Genomic DNA, 15,438 nt, shown 5'->3' with positions numbered 1-15,438 from the left:
GGGCCGGGGTCGGCCCCGGCAGCCCCTCCCACACCCCTCCACGGGACCTTCCCGCTCCGCCCCCCGTACCGAAGGACTCCTGTCATGACCGCTCCGGAAAGGCCCTCCCAGGGCCCCGCCTCCCTTCCCGCCTCGACAGCCACCTCCACACCTGCCGCGGCGTCCACCGCCACGTCACCCCCCGGCGCGAACGGCGAGCCGACGAAGGCCACGGGCCTCGTCCGCTCCCTCACTCCCCGTCAGACGACGATGATCGGTCTGGGCTCCGCGCTCGGCACCGGCCTGTTCCTCGGCTCGGGATCGGCGATATCCGCCGCGGGCCCCGCGGTGATCGTCTCGTATGCCATCGGCGCCGTCCTGGTCGCGGTCATCGCGGTCCTGCTGGGCGAGATGTCCGCCGCTCATCCCGTCCAGGGCTCGTTCGGAGCCGTCGCGCACACGTACCTCGGCCCGTGGGCCGGCTTCGTCACGCGCTGGATGTACTGGTTCAGCGCGGTCGTCGTCATCGGTACGGAAGTCGTCGCCTCCGCGCTCTACATCCGCTGGTGGTGGCCGGGCGTGCCGATGTCGGCGGCCATCCTCGCCGTCGCCGCGGTGGTCCTCGCGGTCAACGTCATCAACGTCAAGTCCTTCGGCACGACCGAGTTCTGGCTCTCCACCATCAAGGTGACCGCGCTGTGCGCGTTCATCCTGTGTGCCGCGTTCCTCGTCTTCTTCGGCCTGCCGGACACCGGGGCCACCGGCTTCGCGCACCTCACCGACGACGGCGGGTTCTTGCCCGAGGGCGCCAAGTCGGTCTGGATCGCCATGTCCGTGGTGATGTTCGCGTACGCCGGATTCGAGGTCGTCGCCATCGCCTCGGCCGAGGCCACCGATCCGCAGCGGTCCATCCGCACCGCGATGCGCCAGCTCGCCTGGCGACTCAGCGTCTTCTACGTCCTGGCGATCACCCTGGTCGTGGCCCTGATCCCGTGGCGGCGTCTGGCCGCCGGCGACGGCAGTGTCGAGGCGAGCCCGTTCGTGAGGGTCTTCTCCGACATCGGCGTCCCCGCCGCCGCGACCCTCACCAACGTCGTCGTGCTCATCGCGGCCGTCTCCGCGGCGAACGCCCATCTGTACGGCGCCTCCCGACTGCTGCACTCCCTCGGCGACGACGGCCTCGCCCCGGCGCCCCTGGCCCGCCTCACCTCGCGCGGCGTCCCGGCCAACGCGCTGGCCGCCTCCACCCTGGGCATCGCGGCCGCCGCGCTGCTCGCCTTCTACGACATCGGCGGCATCTTCGGCATCCTGATGTCGATCGCCCTCTTCGCGGTGCTGCTCGTCTGGTTGCTGATCCTCGCCTCGTACATCGCCTTCCGGCGACACCGGGACACGCATCCCGAGGACTTCACGGGGTTCAGCGTGCCCGGCGGCGGCAAGCTCGCCGTCGTGGCAGGGGTGGGCGTGCTGGCTGTCGCCGCCACCGCGGTCGAGGTCCCGGACATGCGCCAGGCGGCCGGCATCGGTCTCGCCTTCACCGCCGTCCTGCTCGGCTGTTACGCCCTGACCTCGGTCCGCCGGGCCCGGCGGACCTGAGGACCGGCGGGCCGGATCTCCGGCCCGCCGCGGAGGGGAGGCGGTCCGGAGCACGTCGTCCCGGCCTCCTGAGTCCGGCCGGCCGGTGGAACGGCGACAGCCGCCCGCGGGCCGGGCCGGACGCGTACTCACCGCGCCGAAGTCGCGCACTGTCCCTGATTGCCGCGTACCCACGGCGCCAACGGCGAGTGCACGGTCCTCGTCGGCTCGCCGCCGGACACGGACCGGTGCGAACGACGAGGTGATTGCCCTTCAAGGCACGTGCTGCGCACGGGACTTGTGGTCCTCGCATCCGGCCGCCGCTCAAGGTTGTCTCGAAGAAGTCTGAAACATTCCTCGCGGGTCGGTGCGTCAAAGGGGTGAGAGAACGTACGACACCCGAATCCCTGCGAGGAACTCCGTCATGAACCTTTCCCTGCCCCGTGCGGCCACCGCCGTCGCCGTCGGCCTCACCTCGTTCGTCGCTGTCGCCGCGGCCCCGGCCGCGGCGGAGACCCAGAACTGGCGGAACGTGAGCCCCGCACACAGCGACGGCAGCGTCCTGTTCGACGTCGAGACCGCCGGCGGCGCGACCTGGGCCGTCGGCAAGCGCAACGACGCGACCACCCGGCCCTTCGCTCCGGTCGCCATGCGGTGGACCGGAACCCGCTGGCAGGCGCCCCCGCAGCCCGCCGAGCAGGGCCGGCTGGAGGACCTCGCGGTCGGCGCACCGGACCAGGTGTGGGCCGTGGGCACCCGCTACGAAGCCGTCGGGGAGGACGACTGGGACCAGGGGCGCGCGCTGCTCCAGCGCTGGAACGGCAGGGCCTGGAGCGCTGTCGAGCTGCCCTTCCCGGAGGGGGCGAGCGGCACGTCGCTGTCGGCCGTCGACGTGGACGCGCGTGGTGCGGTCTGGGTGCACGGGGGATACACCGACGCGACCGGCGAGTACCGGCCGGCCCTGTTCCGCGGCAGGGCGGACGGCAGCGGCGGCTGGACCCGGCTGCCGGCCGACTCCGGGCTCGCCTGGGTCTCCCAGCTGGAGGTGGGCCCCGGCGGGGTGGTCCTCGCCATCGGCGACGGCATCTCGCGGTTCGACGGCACGTCGTGGACGAAGCAGAAGCTGCCGAGCGAGCTCGACGGCGCCATGTTCGACGGCATCGAGCGGCGGTCGAAGGACGACATCTGGGCCGTCGGTCACATGCGGGACGAGAACCTGTGGCGCCGCCCCGTCGTCGTGCGTTTCGACGGCCGGGCCTGGTCCATCGTCCGTACGCCCGCCGAGACGGGTCAGCTGTTCGACATCGCCTTCGACGGCTCCGGCCGCCCGGTGATCGTGGGGGAGACGATGAACCCCGACGTCAACCCGGCGGGGAACTATGTCCTGACGCTCGGACCCGACGGCCTGCTCAAGCGCACCGAGAACCCGACCGGAGCGGGATTCCTCTACGGCGCCGCGACCGACGCGGCGGGCCGGGTCTGGACCGTCGGCGGAGCTCAGGGCGCGGAGGGCGGCATCTCCCCGTCGGCATACGCGGGCATCCGCCGCTGACCGAGAACACCCGAGGAGCCGGGCGGAGCCGCCCCGGCCTCGTGGACGGTCGGCGACGGCATGCGGAGGAGCCGTGTGCCGACCGTCCCCGGGCCGATCGGCTCCTGACCGGCGCCGTCGGCGACGCCGCGGAAGAAGGCCCTCGGGATGAGCGCCCCTGGAGCCGCACCCGGCGGCGGGCGAGAGCACGGTCTGGCCGCGCCGACATGACGCAGATCGCTGTTGATCGGAGCGCTATGGGGCGCCTGTCGGGCCAACGCCCAGGTCAGGCGCCCTACTTCGTGCTGTGAGAAGAGGTCGAGCTTCTTCGGTGAGCAGGAGACCAGCGGATGCTTCGTCTGCTGGTGGTACAGCGGTTGCACCCGGGCCGACCAGCGAAACGACAGTTGGTGCGCTTCTTTGGTCTGGCTCTAGCTCTACCGGAAGTGGTGGTCACGGCGGCGCTAGGAGGCCTTCGGCCACGTGAACCTTCCCGCCCCGTGGGCCCAGGCCGCGAGGACCCCGAAGACGGCTGTCAGCCCGCCCAGCACCATGACGGTGGAGGGCGAGGAACGGTCGAGGACGGCTCCTCCGACCAGGGCCCCGATGGAGATGGTGGCCTGGAAGGAGGCGGTGAACAGGACGGAGGATGCCTCGGGGGAGTCGGGGGCGGCCTTCGAGAACCAGGTCTGGGAGCAGACCGGGACGGCGCCGTAGGCGACGCCCCACACGACGAGCAGCGCCACCGCGCCGGCGTCCGACTGCCCGACGACGGGCAGGAGCAGGGTCGCGGCCGCGATCAGGGCCGCCGCCGTGGCGAAGGTGGACCGCGGATAGCGTCCCACCGTGGATCCGCCGAGGAAGTTGCCGGCCATTCCGGCCGCTCCGTAGACGAGCAGGTAGACCGTTAGGAGACCCGAACCGACGTGGGTCAGCTGCTCAAGGAACGGAGTGATGTACGTGTACGTGCCGAAGTGGGCGAGCACGACGAGGAAGGTCATGACCAGGGCGAAGCGGGTGTTGACCCTCCGGAGCATGCTGCCGAGGACGTCGAGGCGCGTCGCCTGGTCCGAAGGGAGGGGCGGGACGACTGCGAGAAGCAGCACGAGGACGGCCAGCGTGAAGCCGCCCATGACGAGGAACGCCGTCCGCCAGCCTGCGATGTCACCGATGAACGTGCCCAGCGGTACTCCGAGTACGGAGCCGAGCGGTACGGCGGAGAAGATCACCGAGGTCGCGCGGCCCACGGACTTCGCGGGAACCAGCTGACCGGCGAGTCCGGCCCCGATGGACCAGAAGCCGCCGATGGTGACACCCACCATGACGCGGGAGATCAGGAGCAGCCAGTAGCTCGACGCGGCGGAGGCAAGGAAGTTGGCCAGCGACAGCAGAAGGATGAGCACACCCAGCATGACCCGCCGGTCGATACGTCCTGTGGCCACCGTGACCACGGGGGCCGAGACCGCGGCGAGGAATCCTGGCATGGTCATCAGGAGACCAGCCATTCCGTCCGAAATGGTGAAACTCGATCCGATCGACGTGAGAAGGCCGATGGGAAGAATTTCGGTCGTGACGATGGAGAAGATTCCCAGCATTACCGAAATGACGGCCAGCCAGGAGATGAAAGGCGAGCGGTCGGGCGATGCGGGAGATTGGACAGCAGGGGTGGTTGCTGTGGACATGAATCCCGTCCTGAGTTGGGCATCACAGGGAGAGTGTGGCCTCCAGTGCAGCAGGACCGTGCGCCGTCTTCTGGCAGATTTCCGACGTCAACAATCGACCCCCGCGACGACTTGAACAAGTCGAGAAACCGTCTGCCCAGGAAAGTCGTCGCGTGGCGGTTCACGTCGCAATCCTGCTAGACGGCGACTCGATTCGATGTTGTTCTGTGTTCTCCCGCATCACATGCCATCCGGTGCGCCTCCGCGGTGGACGCGTCGGCCCCGGCGGACCATCAGAGGCGCGGTCGAGATACGACGGCCCGGGGCCGGCCGGGCCCGACCCGGCCCGCGTCCGCCTGCGGAGGGGCGCCCGCGGAGCGCGCTGCGGGGCCTGAGAGGTCCCGCTACGTCGTGCCACCACATGTGCCCGGGCGGGAGCCCGGTCCATGACCGGTCCGGGGGCAGACCTCGTGCGGGTCGACCATCGATTCGATGCAGCCTGAAGCTTGCCTGGAGTGCCTCCGGTGTCGGACTGCCTGGAGCGTGACGGCGCCTCCAGACAGCCGGCTTGAGGCTCTGGAACAATCCGAACTTCTGCGGCGAGTACGACACCAGCAGGTTCTTGGTCTGCCGGCGGCACAGGCTTGGCATCCTTCAGACCAGGACGAACGTCCGTGTCTCCGGGGCGATACCGGAGCGTGGACCGGATTCGGCCCGGATCCGGCCATCGCGAGGACCTTCTGGGTGGCCTGGCCCTGGCCCGTCTGGAGCAGGCTCTCCCGCAAGCCCTGGAGTGCTGCCCCTCCTCCGTCCGGCCCGGCCCTTCTTGGGATCAGGCCGGGTACGTGATCGAGCCCAGCGGAGGACAGGGGGAGAGGAGGGACGACCCGGCGCTGGGGCGTTCGACGAAGGCCCGGGCCTCGGCGGCCCGCTGGCGCCGGGTGTCCGACGCGTCGGCGTGCCAGGCGTCGCGCCTGGCCCTGGGGCGGTCCCACGAGCCGTCGATGAGATCGAGGCTGGTGTTGCCGGAACTGCGCTGGAACTCCGCCTTGAGGGCGGCCCGCTGGAGCGCGGTCTGGAGCGCGGCGAGGTCGACGCGGGTGGCCAGGACGCCTTGGGTGTGCGGCTCGCGGGTGGGCAGCGGGGCCTGTGGGAGCGGGGACACCCCGGTGTCGAGGCGGCCGATGTTGTCGACCACCGCGTCCTGCGCGTCCCTCACCGCGGTCCGCATCTCCTGGTGCAGCCAGAGCAGTTCGTCGAAGTCGTCCTCGGTGATACGCATGCGCTGGTAGAGGGTCTGGAAGCGCGGATCCCGGTGCAGCGGGAGCGCGGGGCCGGCGTGGAGGGCCACGCAGTCGTTGTAGCCGGCCGATACCGCGGCTTCGAGGTGGGAGACCGCCCGGTCCGCCTGCCCCTGCACGAGGGCCATCCCGCTGAGGTTCGCGTGGGCCCCGGCGGCGATCCACGCGCCGTCGGGTCCGAGCGCCGCGCCCCGCGCCACGATGTCCCGGAGGCCCGGGGCGATGTCGGCGGCCCCGTCGGTCACGTGCGCCACGAGCAGCTCGTGAAGGCGGGCGGTCAGCGAGTGGACGGTGTCGGCCATGGATCTCCTCGGTCTCGGACGGTGAAGAGCGAAGGCGGCCGCCACGTCGGTGCGGGAGCGGCCCGTCGAGAGATGACAGGTGGACGGGAGGAATTGTTCCTTCCGGCCCAGGACCTCGTGGATCTCCGCTGGCCTGACGGCCAGAGGCGGAGCATACGAGACTCGAATGCGGGTCGCTGCCGGGCGGGCCGGCGCCGTCAGCAACCCGTCACGGTTTCTGGCTCCCGTGTGAGAAGACCGTCAGCAAACGCTGCGAGCCCGGCGTCGTTCGCCTTCCATGTATTCCATTCGGACATGGAAGTGAGTACTCTTCGCGGTCCTGTAACCTGCCAAGGTCGTAGCGGGCCCCGGTCTGCTGACCACTCATCGGACTGGTCCGCCGCCACCTCGTCCGCACCGACAGGCTCGCCTCGGTGGCCTGGCACGACAGGATCGCCCAGCGGCCGCTCCTCAAGGCCGCCGACGGCAACCGGGCCGAGGTCCCGCCCGGGGTCCCACGGCGCTCTGCAGAGTCGAGCTGTCGCTACGTCGTGCCACCACACGCGTCAGAGGGTTGACGCCTGCCTCACTCCGGGCGGGAGTCTGGTCCGTGACTGATCCGGGAGGCGCGACCGAGCGGCTCCGTTCCGCACTTGGCGTCATGATTCCGTGCCGGTGGGTGACACTCCGGAGCTGGTCCCGGGAGGGCAATTACTCTCCCGGGAGCTCGACTTGGCGCTCTAGAAGAAGCCGAGCTTCTTCGGCGAGTACGACACCAGCAGGTTCTTGGAGTGCCGGTGGTACGCGCCTCTCATGGCCTCTGACCAGCGGAAACGGCCACGACTCGACCCGGCTGCGGGCGGCTGGTCCGCGTATGGCCCGGATCTTGGTCGGCACGGAGTGGGTCCCTGACCGATGGCCCGTGGCGGCGGCGAGCCGCCACACAACGAGGGGCGGGCCGACAGGTCTCCACGGAGAATGCCTCGATCCAACGGGCAACGAGAGAGGAAATCGCCAGGGCTAAGGGCTCGCAGAGAATCAACATGCTGACTTGATCTTCGTGGGGCTGTTGTTCGCAAGAAACGCGGTGACGTCGGCGGGTGTGCGGAACCTGGCTGTCGAGGGTGGGACGGTGTGGCCGTGCTCGGCCAAGAGAGGCCGGACTTGGTGAACGGCCCTGGTGATGGTGCTGCCGTTGACTCCGAATAGTTGGGCGATCAGGTCTCGGGTGCCGAGTTTGCGCAGGTAGAGCACGGTGGCCAGGACTCTGTCGGCGGTGGTCAGCTTGTCCTTGGCGCCGGCGCCGCGAGCCCGGATGCGGTCTCCTCCTCGCTGCCGGGACCGCCCGTGTTCACGTAGTTCATCGAGTCTCTGGGACAGCTGGTCGACGAGTGCCTCCAGCGCCGGCTCGGTCATGCCGGTCAGTTCCGGATTGCGCAAACCACCTGATCGGGACTGCGAGGGCAGGCTCCCGGCCGGCCGCGGGGCTTCGGCCGCGCCGATCGTGTCGTGGTGCTGTGGACGGAGGGTGTAGTTCCAGTCGCCCGTGGAAGCGGTGCCGGTGCATGGGTAAGGCGCCGATGTCAGTGTCAGAGACTTGATACCGGTGTCGTAGGTGCCCGGGTCGCGTTCCGCGTGGACTCTCAGCCCGGTGTGGGTGGTGGTGATGCTGTTCACGATGACGTTGTTGCTGGTCAAAGGCCTGCCTCGCCAGTTCATGGAGATGTGGGAGAACAGCCGGTGCTCGATCTTGTTCCACTTCGAGGTGCCCGGCGGCATGTGGCAGACCGTGATCTCCAAGCCCGTCTCGGTGGCCAGGGCGGCGAGTTCGGTCTTCCAGGAGCGGGTGCGGTATCCGTTGGAGCCGCCCGCGTCCGCGGTGATCAGCAGACGGGTGGCCCGCGGGTAGTCGTGGCTGGAGCGGGCCTGCCACCAGCGGCGGATCGAATCCACGGCGAACGCGGTCCTTCTTTTTGTTGTCCACGCTGATCACCGGGTCGCCGGCACCCATGTGCTCCTGGGCCCGGTTGTTGATGTAGCGGAACTGGGCATCCCGGTCGGGATGCTGAGCTCCCTCGACGGTCTTGGCGTTGGCCTGGAGACTGAACCCCTCTTCCCGCAGCAGGTCGGTGACGGTATCCGCCGAGACGCGGTGGCCTTGTCTCGTGAGTTCGTCGGCGAGTCTGCGGGTGGACTTCGTGTCCATCGCAGCGGCGACATCGGATCACCGCGCATATCCGGCTCGACCAGCGCCAACAGCGCGGGCCGCAGCCCTGGATCCACCTCGGCCGCCCGCTTGCGCCTGCCACCGGGACGGCGGACCCGGCCCAGCGGTTCCGCCCCCGCCTCCAGCTCGTCCACGCCTTTGCGCACGGTGGCCTCGCTGACCTCGGCCGCCCGGGCGACCGCCCGGATCCCGCCATGGCCCAGGATCGGGCCTCAGCCCCCCATCAGTAGACGGCGCTGCCGCTCGTCCGGATGCGGAAACAACACCACGAACTTCAGGCCGAGTTGACCACGGACCTCGCCAGATATGCGCATATCACATCAACGAGCTGAACTACGGGAAGCAGTACCTTGACTCTCTGCGAGCCCCTAGGGTCGCGCCCATCGGCGATCGGGGTCCAGTTCCTCAGTTCTCGGTGTTCACCCCAAGGTCGCCGGCGACCGGCTTGCTCGTCGCTCGAGGCCGCGACCCGTGCAACGCGACCGTGACCGCCGTGAACTCGGCGGGGCAATACGTCATCCCCGCGGGGACTCCGTTGTCCTGGACCATCAAGATCCACGTGTCTCGGGTGTCCAGAACCCGGGGTCACGGCTCTCCTTGGCAGACGTTGTCCGGGATCTGGGCTCGGAAGGCTGCGGGCGGGGGTAGCGTCGTGCTGGCTGTGTTGCCATGAGGCAGAGCCGAGCCGTGACGTGTACTGAGCCGAACGGGGGAGCATGACCGACAGCGAATACATGCAGCACTTCAGTCATGGCGTGCAGGCCCTGGCGGCCTACAACCGCCAGGGCAGTCCTGACCAGGCCGATGCCGCGGAGAAGTCGTTCACCTACGCGCTGCGCTCCGTTCCGGCGGATCTGCCTGGGGCAGAGGGTGCCCGTTACCGCGCCGCAGCCTTGGAGAACCTGGCCGGCGTCTGGTACGCGCGCGGCGAGCGAACGCGCTCTGTGCGGGCGGTGCACCAGGCGATGCGCAACGTGGGTGAGGCGTGCTCGCTGCGCGAGGAGGAGTCCGCGTCGCCCAACCTCGTGGCCGTCGTCCGACTCTGCCAGGGTCTACTTCCGGAGCATGATCTCGGTGAACTCACCGAAGCCGTCGTGCTGGTGCGGGAGTTGAAGGAACGCGCTACCACCCGAGGTGGTGCTCCGCACTTGGAGGTGACGGTCGCTCTTCTCCGCACGTACGAGGAGCTGTTGCGCAGACGCGAACACGACAGCGGCCGCGTGGCTCTGGCGGAGACCGCCGAGGAGGCGGCGTGGATCTCGGTACAGCAAGGCCGGACGGACTCCGACCGCTTCCTCAAAGCCGCCGCCGCGCGATTCCTGGCCTTGGCCGATCACCCTGGTGAACGGTACGCCCGACGGGCTCTGGATCTGGCAGCGGAGGCCGTCGCCCACTGCGATCCGGAATCGGAGGATCATGACCTGTACTCGTTTGACTGGGCGCTGACCGCGCTGATGTGTCTGAGCAAGAAGGAGGAGCTCCCCGACGCACAGGTCGAGCGCATGCTGACGCTGCTGCCCGAGAGCATCAGCCGTAGCACGGCCTCCGGCACCGGTTCACCTCTCGCCGAGCTCGTGACGAAACTGCTGGTGCGGTGGTGGGAAGAGGGCGACCGAACGGACCAGCGTGCGGCACGGGCGGCTCTCACGCACGCCGAAAGGGAACTCACGGCGTTCACCGAGGACGGCCCCGGTACCGTGCCCGTCCTCCACACGATCGGGATCCTGCTTCAGCATCGGTACGTCGCAGAGACCGGTTCACCTGGCGATCTGGCGCGGGCCGCGGTCTGCTTCCGCCGCATCACCGCGATCTCCACGCCGGAATCTCCCGACCACCGCGACGCGGCAGCCCACCTGATGACCTGCCGACTCGCTTCCCCGGCCGACGAGCCCCTCCTGGACCTGGTCTTCCCCGACGACTTCAGCGAGCCGGATCACCAGGCCGGGCCGACGGAGCTCCTGGCCGCCGCACAGGGCCTGCTGACCAGTGCCCGGGGCATCTTCGAGGAGGAACTGGTCGCACGCGCGATCACTCTGCTGAACCGGCCGGCGGCCAGAACGGGCCTCACTCCCACCATGACCGCGGACCATGCGCAGGTCCTGGCATCCGCGCTGTTGCGGCATCTGCGGCACCGGCCTCACTCGCTGGCGCTCGGGCGTGCGATGGACGTCCTCGAACGCGCTGCCGCGGTACAGCCCGAGGGCGGCATGCGGCACGCGCTGCTCACGGCGAAGCTCGCCGACTGCTGGCGTGCCAGGTACGACATGAGCGGCAGCCCGCTGGATCTCGAGGAGGCGATCGAGCTGGCCCGCGGCGCGCGCGCCATGCTGTCGGCGGGCGGATACCGGCACGAGGACAGCAGCCGACAGTTGGGCTCGCTGCTGCTGACCCGGGACCGGTGCTCGGCGGAAGGGTTACAGCTGATCCGCGAGTGGGCCGCTCCCGACGACGTCGAAGGCTCCGCGGACGCCGCTGCCGACTGGTCCCGCGGCGCGGCCGGCGCGGGCATCTGGGAGGAGGCGTCCACGGCGGCGCAGATCGCTCTTCGGCGGGCCTTGACAGCTCTGGAGGCAACCGGCGGGAGTCTGAGCGCTCGTCTCGAGCGAATCCAGGAAGCTGATGTCATCGCGGTCCAGGCAGCCCTCAGCGCGGTCCACGCGGGCGACCTGGGAACAGCCCTGCGGAGTCTGGAGACCATCCGTTCCGCACGTGACCTGGTGCCGGAGGGAGGTCCGGATCTGCGGCCACCTCCCGAGGGGTGTGTCGTCGTCCACCTGTGTGTCCTGGGCAGCACAGACGTCCTTGCAGTGGGTGTGGATGCGTCAGGCCGGGTCGACGCCCTGTGGCTTCCCGTCTCTGCCAAGGACGTGGCAGGCCGGGCTGGCCTGTCGGGATTGAGCCAGGGCACCACCCCGGATCCCGCCTGGCACCGGCAGAGCGTGGACTCACTTGTCGGCTGGGTGGGCGAGCATCTCGTGAAACCCGTGCTGGAGAAGTGGCCCACCTCCTGGCTCTGCGTGATTCCGCACGGCGCGCGTCTCGGATCGCTGCCGCTGCATGCCGCGTGGTGGGCGGACCCCACGCTGCCGGAGGGCCGACGATACGTCCTGGACACGACCCTGGTCACCTTCGCAAGCGGCGCCAGGCGGCCAAGGGCGGGCACACCGCAGCACTCCGGCGAGCCGCGCAGCATCCTCGCGGTCGCTGATCCCGAGCCCATGCACAACCAGCCGCTGCCCGGAGCGCGCCGAGAGGCCGGCAGAGCCGTCCTCCACTTCGCCCGCTCCACACTGTTGACGGGCACCGACGCACGCCGCGACGCGGTCCTCGCCGCCCTCCCGGGATCCGACGTCGTACATCTGGCCACGCACGGTCACTCAGACGTTCTGCGCCCCCTCGCCAGCGGGCTGACCCTGGCCGACGACGAGATCCTCAGCATGGGCGAGCTGCTGGAGCAACAGCTGACCGGTACCCGCCTGCTTGTGCTCTCCGCCTGCTCTCTCGGCCTGGGGGGAATCAACTTCCTGGGGCCACGCCCGACCGGCTCGCTCGTGCAGGCGCTGCTGGGCACAGGCGTGGGAGGTGTTGTGAGCAGCATGTGGCGGGCACCGGATGAGAGCAGCAGCCTGCTGCTCGAGCGCTTCTACCAGCTGTGGCGCTCAGGCTCCTGCCCGCACCCGGCCGAGGCACTGCGCAGGGCCCAGACCTGGGTCCGTTCCGTCACCAACAGCGAATTGGGCGGCCGGCCACCAGCCTCACCGGCGGCGCGGCGCTTCTGGGAGACGACCCGCCCTTATCGGCATCCCGTCCATTGGGCGGCGTTCAGCTACACGGGAGAGTGATGGATGACGTCCACCGACGAATCCGACGAGGCGATCGGGTCGGACGAGGCGATCCTCGAATGTGCACGGGCCGCCCGCGCGGAACTGCCGCGCCTGATCGGACCGCTCGCCCCCGAGCGCGTACGGGAGCTGGACACGCGGCTGGCGCAACTCCTGGCCCACCCCGGCGCGCCGGGCGCAGCGGACCGGATCCTGACGGTGCTGCAAAGTGAACCGGAGATCCACACCTGGGCAGCCCACTTCCTGGAGACCGGGCTTCCGCCCCGCCATACCGAGCGGGGGATCTACCAGCCGCTGCCCGGCTCGGGCGAGGCGGTACCGGCCGTCCGATACTTCTGCCCCGAGCATGACTTCGCCTGGTACCGGGCCTTCCTTGACGAGTCCCCGCCCCGCTGCCCGACACACGGCCAGCCCCTCGTACGGGAGGACCCTCCGTCGTGCTGAACCGCTTTCTGGACGCGGTCGCCGGCCGCGTGGCCAAGGAGGTGCTGGTGGTCGGCACTCAGGCGATGGTCTTCTGGGCGGGCGGCTTCGCCGCCATGACATGGGGCTCTGGCCACTCCCCTGTCGACCGCCTGCGCGCCCTTTCACCGAGCACCCAAGCTCTCGTGGTGGTTGCGGCGCTGCTCACGATCGTGCTGTCCGGGGTCGCCGTCCGTCGGCTGACCCCCACCGTCCTCGCCTTCCTGGAGGGGTACGGCTGGCCCGGGCCCTTGCGCCGCTACGCGACCACGCGTCAGCAAGCCCGCCGCCACCGGCTGCGGGAACGTTGGGAGCGACTTCGTGATGCCCAGAGCGAGGCGACGGAGCCCATCGCCCCGGACGCCTACGATGCCTTCGTCCAAACCGACGCCGCCCTACGGCGCATTCCCGGAGCCCCCGAACGGCAACTGCCCACCTGGGTCGGCAACACCCTACGCGCGGCGGAACTGCGGCCGTATCAGAAGTACGGCCTGGACGCGGTGAAGTGCTGGCCCCATCTCTGGCTGATCCTGCCCACCGAGGTCCGTGCCCAGATCTCGCAGGCCCGCGCCGCGCTGGACTCTGCGGTGTCCGCGCTGATCTGGTCCGTGGCATTCCTCTTCTGGACGCCGTGGAACGGGTGGGCGACTCTGGCCGCCGCCGTAGCCGCGGTGGCCGTGTACCGCGGTGCCCTGCGCGGCCCGTGCGCTGTGCTCGCGGACCTGGTGGAGGCGTCGTACGACCTTCATCGCACCAGCCTGTACGCCACCTTGCGATGGCCCCTGCCGACGGATCCCGCGCACGAGCGCGAAGCGGGCAAGCACCTCACCGCCTATCTGTGGCGAGGCTCGGACGCGCCGACTCCCGTCTTCGCCCCACTGCCCGACACGCCGGAGTGCCGACGATGACCGAGGAGCCGTCCCCGCGCGGCGGGGTCCGGCATGAAGCCCGTACCCCTGAGGAATTCACCATCATCCAGGAGGGCATGCTGCGCGCGATGGGCGATCACGCCCAGGCGGACACCCTGCTGCACCGGCTTGCTCAGTCCCCGAACCCGCGCGTCCTCGGCTCCGTGGGCGAACGGCTGCTGCGGCAGGGGCTCGCGGAGGAGGCCACGCGGGTGCTGCGCGAAGCACTGCGCCGGGCGGGCGACGACGCGCACTCCGCCGAGACCGTCACCAACCTAGGCGCCGCCCTCCTCATGTCCGGGCGCTCGGACGAGGCCGAGGCTGCCCTCCATAGGGGCACCGAGTTGGGCAGCCCCCTCGCAGCCTCCAATCTGGCCGCACTTCTCCTTCGTCGCGGGGACACCCAGGGCGCCGATCGCCTCCTTCTGACAGCCGCGGGGTCGGGGGACATCATCCCCGTCCTGGCGTACGCCACCTTCCTGCGCGACACCGGACGGCACGACGAGGCACATGACCGGCTGCGCGTGGCGGCAGAGACGGGCGAACTGCCGGCCGCCGCACTGCTGGGATCCTTCCTGGCCGACGAGACACCCGCGCAGGACCTGCACGCCGCACGGCACTGGCTCACGATGGCGGCGCGCTCGGGCGACACCGACAGCGAACTACGGCTGGGGCGTCTGCTGGAATCGGCCGGCGACCTCGAACAGGCCCGCCGGTGGCTCACTCGCGCCGCCGCGAAACTCGGCAAAAGCACCGAGCCGGAACCCAGCCCGGCCGCAGCCGACGGCACCAGCTTCACGATGAGGGTGCCAGAGCGCTCAGGTTACGCGCCGTCAGCGCAGGCCGCATATCACCTGGGTGTACTGCACGGTGAGAACGGCGACACCCAGGAGGGGCTGCGCTGGCTGCGCCTGGCCGCCGGGGCTCGCGTACCGGACGCCGTTCTGCTGCTCATGGACCTCGACGTCGAGGAAACGCCGAACGACGAGAACCCGACATGGGCCGGCCTCGCCGAGGACGAGCCCGGCACCGCACCGCGGCCAGATCCCGCGTCCGCGTCGGAAAGCAGCGGGCCACCTCTGTCGGACGCCATCCTGCAGGGGAGCTGGTACGTACTGCCGGAGCAAGGCCACGAGTTCCGGGCAACGACAGAAGACCCTGACCTACCCTCGGACCTGACGGTCGGCGGATGGCCGCTCGACGAGGAAGGGCGCTTGGGGCCGTTCGAAACCAATCCCCACTACGTGCCGGACAGCGTGACGAAGGCGACCGATCCGGTACACGCGCTGCTGCGCCTCTTCTCCCAGGGCGAGGGTCAAGGCTCCGTCGACCGGTTTCTCGCGCTGCTGCGACACACGGTCCTCGAAGTCGCCTGCGGCGACGACGGCCAACCGCTCCTGGTGACCGCCCCGGACGGGACGCCGTGTCTGCCGGTCGTCACCGCTGCCATCCACACACGGCGCCTGCCCCCTGCTCGCTGGGAGCGCGTTCTGGGTCGTACTCTGCCGGAGATCGCGCCCCGTGGTGTGGACATCCTGCTCAACCCGGGTGACAAGGCGCAGTTCCGTCTCCTGACCGAAGGGCTGCGGTCCGAATCATCGCGGCCGCGTCGCTGGCGAAGAGTCCGGCGTGGAAGCGCGGGCGCCTGAGGCCGGAAGGACGAAGAGGTCG

9 protein-coding genes and 1 pseudogene are annotated in these 15,438 nt (G+C 70.0%); 7 read left to right on the top strand and 3 right to left on the bottom strand.

What is annotated here, in order from left to right; genetic code table 11:
- The first annotated feature begins 84 nt into the window (after nucleotides 1–84).
- Nucleotides 85–1,575 (top strand): amino acid permease, encoded by a 1,491-nt coding sequence (locus IF00_RS0119980; RefSeq protein ID WP_030319869.1) that lies wholly within the window; start codon nucleotides 85–87, stop codon nucleotides 1,573–1,575.
- 403 nt (nucleotides 1,576–1,978) lie between these two features.
- Entirely contained in the window at nucleotides 1,979–3,106 is a 1,128-nt protein-coding gene (locus IF00_RS0119975) for an NHL repeat-containing protein (RefSeq protein ID WP_030319868.1), read from the top strand.
- A gap of 443 nt (nucleotides 3,107–3,549) precedes the next feature.
- Here IF00_RS0119975 and IF00_RS0119970 read toward each other — a convergent pair whose 3' ends face one another.
- Nucleotides 3,550–4,680 (bottom strand): MFS transporter, encoded by a 1,131-nt coding sequence (locus IF00_RS0119970; RefSeq protein ID WP_245234587.1) that lies wholly within the window; start codon nucleotides 4,678–4,680, stop codon nucleotides 3,550–3,552.
- Between IF00_RS0119970 and IF00_RS47070 the strand changes: the two genes are divergently transcribed.
- Nucleotides 4,568–4,882, top strand: a complete 315-nt coding sequence (locus IF00_RS47070) for a hypothetical protein (protein ID WP_245234593.1) — start codon at nucleotides 4,568–4,570, stop codon at nucleotides 4,880–4,882. The two genes, IF00_RS0119970 and IF00_RS47070, sit on opposite strands and share 113 nt — an antisense overlap.
- 696 nt (nucleotides 4,883–5,578) lie before the next feature.
- Here IF00_RS47070 and IF00_RS0119965 read toward each other — a convergent pair.
- Together IF00_RS0119965 and IF00_RS41470 are read right to left on the bottom strand one after the other, a co-directional pair.
- Nucleotides 5,579–6,349, bottom strand: coding sequence for a hypothetical protein (locus IF00_RS0119965; protein ID WP_030319865.1), 771 nt, complete (start codon nucleotides 6,347–6,349; stop codon nucleotides 5,579–5,581).
- A gap of 1,017 nt (nucleotides 6,350–7,366) precedes the next feature.
- Nucleotides 7,367–8,869, bottom strand: a pseudogene (locus IF00_RS41470) (ISAzo13 family transposase).
- A gap of 402 nt (nucleotides 8,870–9,271) precedes the next feature.
- Between IF00_RS41470 and IF00_RS0119950 the strand changes: the two are divergent.
- The 4 genes from IF00_RS0119950 to IF00_RS0119935 are packed head-to-tail and all read left to right on the top strand — an operon-like array spanning nucleotide 9,272 to nucleotide 15,416.
- Nucleotides 9,272–12,397 (top strand): CHAT domain-containing protein, encoded by a 3,126-nt coding sequence (locus tag IF00_RS0119950; RefSeq protein ID WP_030319863.1) that lies wholly within the window; start codon nucleotides 9,272–9,274, stop codon nucleotides 12,395–12,397.
- 3 nt (nucleotides 12,398–12,400) lie between these two features.
- Nucleotides 12,401–12,841 carry a hypothetical protein gene (locus IF00_RS0119945; protein ID WP_030319861.1) on the top strand — a complete coding sequence of 147 codons (441 nt, stop codon included), beginning with the start codon at nucleotides 12,401–12,403 and terminating at the stop codon, nucleotides 12,839–12,841.
- The gene (locus IF00_RS45730; protein ID WP_030319860.1) at nucleotides 12,835–13,767 is read left to right on the top strand and encodes a hypothetical protein; all 933 of its coding nucleotides are present in this window, start codon (nucleotides 12,835–12,837) and stop codon (nucleotides 13,765–13,767) included. Before IF00_RS0119945 ends, IF00_RS45730 begins: the two co-directional genes overlap by 7 nt.
- Nucleotides 13,764–15,416, top strand: coding sequence for a type VII secretion system-associated protein (locus IF00_RS0119935; protein WP_030319856.1), 1,653 nt, complete (start codon nucleotides 13,764–13,766; stop codon nucleotides 15,414–15,416). The genes IF00_RS45730 and IF00_RS0119935 overlap by 4 nt, the downstream gene beginning before the upstream one ends.
- Nucleotides 15,417–15,438 lie beyond the last annotated feature (22 nt).

This window comes from Streptomyces flavochromogenes (assembly GCF_000717595.1).
Classification (GTDB): domain Bacteria; phylum Actinomycetota; class Actinomycetes; order Streptomycetales; family Streptomycetaceae; genus Streptomyces; species Streptomyces flavochromogenes.
Note: the sequence above shows the minus strand (reverse complement) of the source record. Positions and strands in the feature narration are given on the sequence as shown.

What these genes read in the sequence shown, in the direction of transcription:
- IF00_RS0119980 (WP_030319869.1), top strand. Translation starts at nt 85, where the DNA reads ATGACCGCTCCGGAAAGGCCCTCCCAGGGCCCCGCCTCCCTTCCCGCC.
- IF00_RS0119975 (WP_030319868.1), top strand. Translation starts at nt 1,979, where the DNA reads ATGAACCTTTCCCTGCCCCGTGCGGCCACCGCCGTCGCCGTCGGCCTC.
- IF00_RS47070 (WP_245234593.1), top strand. Translation starts at nt 4,568, where the DNA reads ATGGTCATCAGGAGACCAGCCATTCCGTCCGAAATGGTGAAACTCGAT.
- IF00_RS0119970 (WP_245234587.1), bottom strand. Translation starts at nt 4,680, where the DNA reads ATGCTGGGAATCTTCTCCATCGTCACGACCGAAATTCTTCCCATCGGC.
- IF00_RS0119965 (WP_030319865.1), bottom strand. Translation starts at nt 6,349, where the DNA reads ATGGCCGACACCGTCCACTCGCTGACCGCCCGCCTTCACGAGCTGCTC.
- IF00_RS0119950 (WP_030319863.1), top strand. Translation starts at nt 9,272, where the DNA reads ATGACCGACAGCGAATACATGCAGCACTTCAGTCATGGCGTGCAGGCC.
- IF00_RS0119945 (WP_030319861.1), top strand. Translation starts at nt 12,401, where the DNA reads ATGACGTCCACCGACGAATCCGACGAGGCGATCGGGTCGGACGAGGCG.
- IF00_RS0119935 (WP_030319856.1), top strand. Translation starts at nt 13,764, where the DNA reads ATGACCGAGGAGCCGTCCCCGCGCGGCGGGGTCCGGCATGAAGCCCGT.